The sequence below is a fragment of the Nocardioides sp. genome, assembly GCF_035703625.1.
In the GTDB taxonomy this organism is placed as follows: domain Bacteria; phylum Actinomycetota; class Actinomycetes; order Propionibacteriales; family Nocardioidaceae; genus Nocardioides.
In genome coordinates this window covers 1-8,801 of the sequence record NZ_DASSXS010000257.1, presented here as the reverse complement: position 1 = coordinate 8,801, position 8,801 = coordinate 1, and the positions used below count along the sequence as shown (strand labels likewise).

General features: G+C 71.6%; 9 protein-coding genes and 1 tRNA gene. 5 read left to right on the top strand and 5 right to left on the bottom strand.

Going from position 1 to position 8,801, the window contains the following annotated elements:
- On the top strand, window positions 1-633 hold a 633-nt coding region (locus VFN12_RS13555; protein WP_325119245.1), incomplete at its 5' end, for a transketolase.
- A 123-nt stretch (window positions 634-756) separates the two neighbouring features.
- Window positions 757-829: transfer RNA gene (locus VFN12_RS13550), tRNA-Thr, on the top strand.
- A 22-nt stretch (window positions 830-851) separates the two neighbouring features.
- Here the strand turns inward: VFN12_RS13550 and VFN12_RS13545 are convergent.
- Together VFN12_RS13545 and pdxY are read right to left on the bottom strand one after the other, a co-directional pair.
- Entirely contained in the window at window positions 852-1,406 is a 555-nt protein-coding gene (locus VFN12_RS13545) for a DUF305 domain-containing protein (RefSeq protein ID WP_325119243.1), read from the bottom strand.
- Entirely contained in the window at window positions 1,403-2,251 is an 849-nt protein-coding gene (pdxY, locus tag VFN12_RS13540; protein WP_325119242.1) for a pyridoxal kinase PdxY, read from the bottom strand. Before pdxY ends, VFN12_RS13545 begins: the two co-directional genes overlap by 4 nt.
- A gap of 128 nt (window positions 2,252-2,379) precedes the next feature.
- Here pdxY and VFN12_RS13535 point away from each other — a divergent pair, with 128 nt between their 5' ends.
- Both VFN12_RS13535 and VFN12_RS13530 read left to right on the top strand, forming a co-directional pair.
- The gene (locus VFN12_RS13535; protein ID WP_325119241.1) at window positions 2,380-4,065 is read left to right on the top strand and encodes a GMC family oxidoreductase; all 1,686 of its coding nucleotides are present in this window, start codon (window positions 2,380-2,382) and stop codon (window positions 4,063-4,065) included.
- On the top strand, window positions 4,062-5,621 hold the full coding sequence (locus tag VFN12_RS13530) for a succinic semialdehyde dehydrogenase (protein WP_325119240.1): 1,560 nt from the start codon (window positions 4,062-4,064) through the stop codon (window positions 5,619-5,621). Before VFN12_RS13535 ends, VFN12_RS13530 begins: the two co-directional genes overlap by 4 nt.
- Before the next feature lie 125 nt (window positions 5,622-5,746).
- On the opposite strand, the gene VFN12_RS13525 is transcribed toward VFN12_RS13530, so the two are convergent.
- Together VFN12_RS13525 and VFN12_RS13520 are read right to left on the bottom strand one after the other, a co-directional pair.
- Window positions 5,747-6,538 (bottom strand): class III extradiol ring-cleavage dioxygenase, encoded by a 792-nt coding sequence (locus tag VFN12_RS13525; RefSeq protein WP_325119239.1) that lies wholly within the window; start codon window positions 6,536-6,538, stop codon window positions 5,747-5,749.
- Window positions 6,539-6,566: 28 nt separating this feature from the next.
- On the bottom strand, window positions 6,567-7,259 hold the full coding sequence (locus tag VFN12_RS13520) for a uracil-DNA glycosylase (protein ID WP_325119238.1): 693 nt from the start codon (window positions 7,257-7,259) through the stop codon (window positions 6,567-6,569).
- Between the two features lie 22 nt (window positions 7,260-7,281).
- Between VFN12_RS13520 and VFN12_RS13515 the strand changes: the two genes are divergently transcribed.
- Entirely contained in the window at window positions 7,282-7,878 is a 597-nt protein-coding gene (locus VFN12_RS13515; RefSeq protein WP_325119237.1) for a hypothetical protein, read from the top strand.
- On the opposite strand, the gene VFN12_RS13510 is transcribed toward VFN12_RS13515, so the two are convergent.
- On the bottom strand, window positions 7,848-8,801 hold a 954-nt coding region (locus tag VFN12_RS13510), incomplete at its 5' end, for a hypothetical protein (RefSeq protein WP_325119236.1). The two genes, VFN12_RS13515 and VFN12_RS13510, sit on opposite strands and share 31 nt — an antisense overlap.

Here is an 8,801-nt window from a genome sequence, read left to right as displayed (position 1 = left end):
AAGCTCGGCTTCGGCCACCAGGACGTCGGCGGCGTCCTGGTCGGCGCGGGAGGCTCGTTCGACATCGCCTCCGGCGGGCGCACGCACCAGGTGCCCGGCGACGTGGCCCTGATGGACACCCTGCCCGGCGTCCACATCCATGCCCCGTCGACGGCGACCGAGGTCGACACCATCCTGCGCACCACCACCGCCGGGACCGGGCTGCACTACGTGCGGGTGGTCGGGCAGACCAACAGCACGACGCACACCGGCCCCGGCCTGCACGTCGTACGCCGCGGCGCCGGCGCCACCGTGGTGGCGCTCGGCCCGGTGCTCGACGACGTCCTCGCTGCTGTCGAGGGACGGGACGTGACCGTGCTCTACGCCGGCACGGTGCGCCCCTTCGACGCCCGTGGTCTCCGCGCGGCCCTGCGAAGCCCCGACGTGGTCCTGGTCGAGCCGTGGCTGGCCGGGACCTCCGCCCACGTCGTCGCCGACGCGCTGCGCGAGGTGCCGCATCGGCTGCTGGCCCTCGGTGTCGGCCGGGGCGAGCTGCGTCGCTACGGGACGCCGGCCGACCACATCGCCGCCCACGGGCTCGACGCGGCCGGGATCCGGCGATCCCTGGACGGCTTCCTGGCCGACGCCGCCTGAAGGTGGTCGTGTGCCTGACGCCTGCCCACGGGTCGGGCTGGGGCACGCGACCCTCAGATCGAGGCCGGCTGCCCGGGCCAACTACGATGTGGCGGCGCCGGCGGTGAGCAGCCGACCGGTCGCGCCGGTGTAGCTCAGTTGGTAGAGCGCCTCTCTTGTAAAGAGGATGTCGCGGGTTCGACTCCTGTCACCGGCTCCGACGCTGAATCCCGTGGATGTCAGAGCGCCTTGAGCGCCGACTGGCAGGACTTCTCGACGTCCGCCGCCAGCGCGTCCACGGCCTCGGCGTCAGCGGAGTGGTCGGCGGCCAGCTCGCAGGTCGTCTCGAGGGAGCTCCGGAGCAGGGCGACGAAGGCCGCCTCGAACTGGGCCCGGGGCACCTGCCCGAGCTGCTCGATGTCCTCGCCGGTGGGCATCCCGTCCAGCGACGGGATGTCGTGCTCGTCGGTGCTGTGCTCGAAAGCGTGGTCGCGCACCGTCTTGGGCACCTCCTCGCCCCATGACTCCAGCTGGTCGGCCGTGGTCTCGATCCGGGCGGTGGTGTCGGCGCGCAGCTCGTCGGTGGCCACGGCCACCCCGGGGCCGAGCGGGCGGCCGAGGCCGACGTCGAGCAGGTTGAGCAGGGCCGCATCGCGGTGCATCAGCTCGGTGAGGAAGGCGACGTCGGACGACCGGCTCCCGGCCGGTGCCTCCTCGGACGTCGCCACTCCGCACCCGGTGGCGGCAGCGAGCAGGAGCAGGGCTGGCAGCAGTGCTGAGAGCAGGCGTCTCATCGAACTCGGTTCACCTCGAAACTGGTGGGTGGGTCCACGAACGCATCCTGCGCCTCGACCAGCCGCAGCTCGCGCTCGCCCGAACGGGCGGTCACGTCGAGCAGCGCGAAGACCGAGGCGGCGGTGCGGGCGAGGGCGGTCGGTGCGTCGGTCGCCAGCAGGTGGGCGGTGAAGAGGGCCGAGGTCACGTCTCCGGAGCCGTTCGCCTTCAGCGGCAGCCTGGGGGTCTGCACGATCCACGCCCCGTCCGCGTTGACCGCGAGCATCTCGATGGTGCCGTCCGGCCGGTCGGGGCGCTGCACGCTGGTGACCAGCACCGTCCGCGGCCCCATCTCGAGGGCCAGGTCGGCCGACGCGAGGATCTCCTCCAGCGTCTGCGGCTCCGTCCCGGTCAGGAACCCGAGCTCGAACTGGTTGGGGGTGATGACGTCGGCCTCGGGGACCACCCGCGCCCGCAGCACCGGCGGGATGTCGGGGTGGACGAAGCACCCGCTGTCGGCGTTGCCCATCACCGGGTCGCAGGTGTACGACGCCCGCGGGTTGGCCGCCCGGACCCGGGCGACGGCGTCGAGGATCACGTCCGCGATCTCCGCGCTGCCCTGGTAGCCGGACAGCACGCCGTCGATCTGGCCGAGCACCCCGCGCTCCTCGATGCCGGTGATCACGTCGGCCACGTCGCCGGGCGGGAGCAGCGGCCCGCGCCAGGCGCCGTAGCCGGTGTGGTTGGAGAACACCACCGTGGCGACGGGCCACACCTCGTGGCCGAGCCGCTGCAGCGGGAAGACCGCCGCAGAGTTGCCGACGTGGCCGTAGGCCACCGAGGACTGGATGGACAGGAACTTCACCCGGTGATCCTCTCAGCCAGGGCTCGCCATCGAACGATGGGCCTGTACGCCGAAACTAGAACGCGTTACAGTTTCCCCGCAGTGGGTGTGGCACCGCCGCGCCCGTCGACGCGAGCAGAGGTGGACGCATGGCCAGGCCATCCAGGGGGGCCACGCCGCGGGCCAACGAGGCCGACTACGTCGTGGTGGGCTCCGGGAGCGCGGGCAGCGCCTGCGCCGGCCGGCTGGCCGAGTCGGGAGCCAGCGTGATCCTGCTCGAGGCCGGCAAGAGCGACGAGCAGTTCCTGGTGAAGAAGCCCGGGATGATCGGTCCGATGCACGCCGTCCCGCAGATCAAGGCACGCGTGGACTGGGGCCTCTACTCCACCCCCCAGAAGCACATGCTGGACCGGAAGATGCCGGTGCCGCGCGGCAAGGTCGTGGGTGGCTCGAGCTCGATCAACGGCATGGTCTACGTGAGGGGCAACCGCGCCAACTACGACTCGTGGGCCGCGGAGGGCTGCACCGGCTGGGACGCCGACGCGGTCAACGCGGCGTACAAGCGGATGGAGGACTTCGAGGACGGCGAGAACGCCTGGCGGGGCGCCGGCGGCCCGATCCGGGTCACCCGCAACAAGTTCCCGCAGGAGGGCTCGCTCCAGTTCCTCGAGGCGACCAGTGACGCGCTCGGGGTGAAGGTCCTCGACGACTACAACGCGCAGTCGCAGGAGGGCGTCGCCCGGATGCAGCAGAACGCTGCCGACGGGCTGCGCTTCAGCTCCTCCCGCGGCTACGTCCACCACCTGGCGCCGCCCACTCTCGAGCTCCAGACGGAGGTGTTCGCGCGCAAGGTGGTCATCACCGACGGCCGGGCCACCGGTGTCGAGGTGACCGACAAGGACGGGTCGCGCCGGGTGGTCCGCGCCGGCAAGGAGGTCATCCTCTCCAGTGGCTTCGTCGGCTCGGCGCAGCTGCTGATGCTCTCGGGAGTCGGCCACGCACAGCACCTCCACGACCTCGGCCTCCCCGTGGTGGCCGACCTGCCCGTGGGCGACAACCTGCACGACCACCTCTTCCACGCGCTGACCTTCCACGCCACGTCCGCGAAGATGAAGGGCAACCCCTGGTACTTCGCCAGGGGCCTGGCCCGGGAGATCGTGCGACCGGGTACGTCGTTCCTCGCCAACTCGGTGTTCGAGGTCGTCGGGTTCGTGCGCACCTCGCAGGCGACCGACGTACCCGACCTCCAGCTGCACCTGCTTCCGTGGGCCTACGTCTCGCCCAACCAGGACGCGCCGGTCCGCCACGACGTCGACCCGCGTACGGCGCTCACCGTGCTGACGACGTTGATCTACCCGCGCTCGCGCGGGACGCTCCGGCTCGCGTCCGCCGACCCGACCGCCGCGCCCGACATCGACTTCCAGTACCTCGCCGACCCGGCCGACCTCGAGGTGCTCGCCGAGGGCTCCGAGATGGTCCGCGAGATCATGGCGGGCGCCGCGTTCGGCGGTTCGGTCAAGGAGGAGATCCACCCGGGACGAAGCCTCACCGGACAGGCCCTGCGCGACGCGATCCTCAACCGGGCCACGTCGGTCTACCACGGCGTCGGCACCTGCCGGATGGGCGTCGACGAGCTGGCGGTCGTCACCCCCGACCTCAAGGTCCGCGGCGTCGAGGGCCTCCGGGTCGCCGACGCCTCGATCATGCCGTCGATCACCGGCGGCAACACCAACGCGCCGTCGATCATGATCGGCGAGAAGGCAGCGGAGCTGATCCTGCAGTCCACCCCACGAAAAGACTCACTTCGCTCGCTCGCCGAGGGGACCCCGGAATGACCACCACCCGACCCGACACCCTGACCGACGAGTTCCTCGAGTCGCTGGTCGCCCGTGTCCCCTCGACCGGCGGCGGGACCTGGAAGCTGACCGAGGTCTACACCGGCGAGGTGCTCGTCGAGCTCCCGCAGTCGACGCCGGCCGACATCGAGACCGCGTTCGCCCGGGCCCGCGAGGCCCAGGCGGAATGGTCGCAGTGGCCACTGCGCAAGCGGCTGGCGGTGTTCAAGAGGGCGCACACCCTCCTCGTCGACAACGCCCACACCACCACCGACCTGATCCAGGCCGAGAGCGGCAAGAACCGGCGGATGGCGATGGAGGAGACCTGCGACCCGCCGATGGTGATCAGCCACTACCTCAAGCGGGCGCCCAGGCTCCTGGCCCCGACCAGGCGCGGCGGCCCGGTCCCCGTGGTGTCCTCCTCCACCGAGATCCGGCAGCCCAAGGGCGTGGTCGGTGTCATCGCGCCCTGGAACTTCCCGTTCGCGACCGGCATCTCCGACGCGGTCACGGCGCTGATGGCGGGCAACGGCATCGTCCTCAAGCCCGACAACAAGACCGCCCTGTCGCCGTTGTACGGCGTCTCCCTGCTCGAGCAGGCCGGCCTGCCGAAGGGGCTGTTCCAGGTCGTCTGCGGGGAGGGGCCCGACGTCGGCCCGACCCTGATCGACAACGCCAACTACGTCATGTTCACCGGCTCGACCGCCACGGGCCGGGTGATCGGGGAGCGGGCCGGGCGCAACCTGATCGGCTGCTGCCTCGAGCTCGGCGGCAAGAACCCGATGATCGTCCTGGACGACGCGGTCGTCGACGACGTCGTGGCGGGCGCCCTGTTCGGGGTCTTCGGCAACACCGGACAGATCTGCATGCACATCGAGCGGATCTACCTCCCCGACTCGCTCTACGACGAGTTCCGGTCGAAGTTCGTCGCCGCCGCCGAGGGCCTGCGCCTCGGGGCGACGTACGACTTCGGGCCAGAGCTCGGATCGCTGATCTCCGTGGACCACCGCGACCGCGTGGCCTCCCACGTGGAGGACGCGGTGGCGAAGGGCGCCACCGTGGTGACCGGCGGTCGCGCGCGCCCCGACCTCGGGCCGGCGTTCTTCGAGCCGACGGTGCTCGAGGGGGTCACCCAGGACATGCTCGCGGGCTCCTGCGAGACGTTCGGGCCGGTGGTGGCGCTGCACCGCTACGCGAGCGTCGACGAAGCGGTCGCGCTCGCCAACGACACCGACTACGGCCTCAACGCGTCGGTCTGGGGCACCGACCTCGACCGCGCCGCCGCCGTCGGCCGGCGGATCCAGTCCGGGAACGTCAACATCAACGACTCCCTCGCCGCGGCGTATGCCTCCAAGGGAACCCCGTCAGGGGGCGTCAAGCAGTCCGGCGTGGGGGCCCGGCACGGCGACCAGGGCCTGTTGAAGTACACCGACGTGCAGAACCTCGCGGTCCTCAAGAAGCCGGTCCTCGGCCCCAAGCCGGGACAGGACTACGCGGAGTACGCCAAGCAGATGCTGACCGGTCTCAAGGTCATGCGCAGGACGCGCATTCGCTGACCGAGGTCGGAGGTTCGAGACAGGCGCTGGCGCGCCTTCCTCAACCACCGACCGCCCCCGGTGGTTGAGGTGCGAGGGCCGTCAAGGCCCGAGCCTCGAAACCCCGGAAACTGGGGGCGGGACCGTCACGCCACTTGCAGCGACCGCTTCGACAGCCCCATCCAGAACCCGTCGATCACCTGGATGCCGGGTTCGTCCGGCGTCGAGGCGGCGCCGAGGGTGACGAACAGCGGCGTGTAGTGCTCGACGGTGGGGTGCGCGTAGGGCATGCCCGGTGCCTGCGACTTGTACGACGCCAGCGCGTCGACGTCGCCGCGGGCCATCGCCTCTCCCGCCCACGCGTCGAAGTCCGCTGACCAGCCGGGGACGGCGGCGTCGATCCTCCACTCGGTCAGGAACGGCAGCCCGTGGGTGAGGAACCCGGACCCGATGATCAGCACGCCCTCGTCGCGGAGCGGTCGCAGGCGCTCGCCCAGGGCCATCAGCCGCACCGGGTCGTGCGTGGGCAGCGACATCTGCAGCACCGGGACGTCGGCGTCGGGGTACATGATCTTCAGGGGCACCCAGGCGCCGTGGTCGAGGCCGCGGCTCGCGTGCTGGTGCACCGGCTCGCCCGCGGGCATCATCGCCTCGATGCGCCGGGCCAGCTCGGTGGCGTCCGGTGTCTCGTAGGTCATCCGGTAGTACTTCGCGTCGAAGCCGCCGAAGTCGTAGACCAGCGGCGCGCCGCTCGCGCTCAGGCTGACCGGCGCCGACTCCCAGTGGGCGCTGACGATCAGGATCGCGCGGGGGCGGGGGAGATCGGCCGCCCACGCGGCGAGCTGTCCCGACCACGCCGGGTCGTCGAGCAGCGGAGGGGCGCCGTGCCCGATGTAGAGGGCAGGCATCCGCTCGGTGTGGGTCGTTCCGTCGCTCATGCCGACTCCAATGGTTGAGAATTCAACTTTATTCCGTGGGCAGCGACCAGTCCACCGGCGGCGCGCCCTGCCCGGCGAGGAGCCGGTTGACCCGGCTGAAGGGGCGGGACCCGAAGAAGCCGCGGGAGGCCGACAACGGCGACGGGTGTGCGGACTCCACCCACGGGACGGAGCCGAGCATCGGCTTGAGGCCCTGCGCGTCCCGCCCCCACAGGATCGCCGCACACGGGCCTCCCCGGGCCGCCAGCGCCTTGATCGCACACTCCGTCACCTCCTCCCAGCCGCGCCCGCGGTGCGAGGCCGCCTCCCCGGGGCGGACGGTCAGCACGCGGTTGAGCAGCATCACCCCCTGGTCGGCCCAGGCCGTGAGGTCTCCATGCGCGGGCCTGGCCAGGCCCAGGTCGGTGTGCAGCTCCTGGTAGATGTTGGCCAGGCTCCGGGGGACCGGCCGCACGTGCGCGTCGACCGCGAAGCTGAGCCCGATCGGGTGCCCGGGCGTGGGATAGGGGTCCTGGCCGACGATCAGCACCCGTACGTCGGCGAGCGGGCGCTGGAAGGCGCGGAGGATCCGCTCACCGCTCGGCAGGTAGTCGCGGCCGGCGCTCATCTCCTCGCGCAGGAACCGCCCCATCGCCGTGATCCGGTCGTCGACCGGCGCCAGCGCCTCGGCCCAGTCGCGGGCCACCAGCCCTCGTTCGACGAGCCTCGCGAGCGCACCCATGCCGGGACGCTACCGTGCGCTCGTGCCTCGTCGCTGCCCTGCGTGGGTGCCCGGTTCGGTGCTGGCGCTCACGGTCGCCCAGCTCGCCGTGGCCGAGTTCGTGCCGGGGATCGACCGGTTCGCCGACAAGGCCTTCGGAGCCAGGCTCATCGCCTACCCGCTGCTGATGCTCGTGGTCCCGATGATCTGGTGGGTCGCGGTCAAGCGGCGCCATCCTGACCGCGAGCCGCCGTACGGCGCCTTCACGCTGGTGATGCTGCCGTTCCTGGTCGACGTGACCGGCAACAGCCTCGACCTCTTCGACGCCCTCGTGTGGTGGGACGACCTCTGCCACTTCGCCAACTGGGCGCTGCTGCTGACCGGGATCGGGCTGCTCATCTGCGGGTCGGTGCGCCCGCCGTGGGCGGTCGTGGTCCTGGTGACCGGCCTGGGCTCCCTGCTCGCGGTCGGCTGGGAGCTCGGCGAGTGGTACACCTTCATCCGTCACGGCACCGAGCGCGACACGGCGTACGAGGACACCCTGGGCGACCTGACCCTGGGTACCCTCGGCGCCCTGGTGGCGGGACTGGTGGTGTCCCGGGTGGTGGCTCAGCGCCAGAACGCCGACCGCGGCAGGTAGGGCCTCAGCCCACGCTCGCCCACCTCGACGTCGAGGATCGCGTGGTGCTCGGTCTGGCCGAAGAACGACTGGTTGGCCACCAGCACCCGGGTGCCGTGGAACGTCGCGCTCGAGGGGGTGTCGAACGGGATCGAAGAGCCGTTGTCGCCCGGCCCCGGCACCTCGGGGAAGCGCTCGATCTCGCGACCACGGCGGGAGAGGACCACGATCTGCTGGGAGATCCCGGCGTTGGCGATGTAGATCCGTCCGGAGCGGCCGATGCCGAACCCGTCGGGAAGCTCGCCCGGCAGCGAGGTCCACAGCGTCGTCAGCCTGCCGGGGGCTCCGGACTTCCGGATCGGCAGGGAGAAGAGCTTGCCGTTGGTCGGCGCGCTCCCGTCGGTGGTCGACGACTGCTGGGTGATCAGCAGGGTCCGGGTCCGCGGACGGAACACCAGCCCGGCGGTCCCGAACTCCGACCCGTCGAGCCGCGGGGACGCAAACCACACCTTCGGCTTCTGGGTGCCCGGCGGGATCCTCCAGATCACCGCCTGGCCGTAGTCGGTCACGTAGAGCGACCCGCCCGGGCCCCAGGCGGCGTAGTTGGGGATCGCCGGCCCGTCGGCCACGTTGGGGGAGCAGGGCTTCTCGCCGCTGGAGCAGGTGGGCAGGTCGGGCAGGGTCGCCCACCGCCGGAAGTGGCCGTTCGCTGTGTTGAGCGTCCGGACCGAGGAGGTCGACTTCTCCAGCAGGATCAGCCGGCCCCGGGCGTCGGCGTTCGCGACCTGGACGCCGTGGTCCTCGCCGAGGTTCTGGCGCGGCACCCGCCACGAGCGCAGCAGCGCGCCGCTGGCCGACCACTCCCGCACGACCGAGCGCTGGTGGTCGCCCTGCGGGTTGGTGTAGGTGCCGGCGTAGACGCGCCCGTTGCGGTGGTGGAAGAC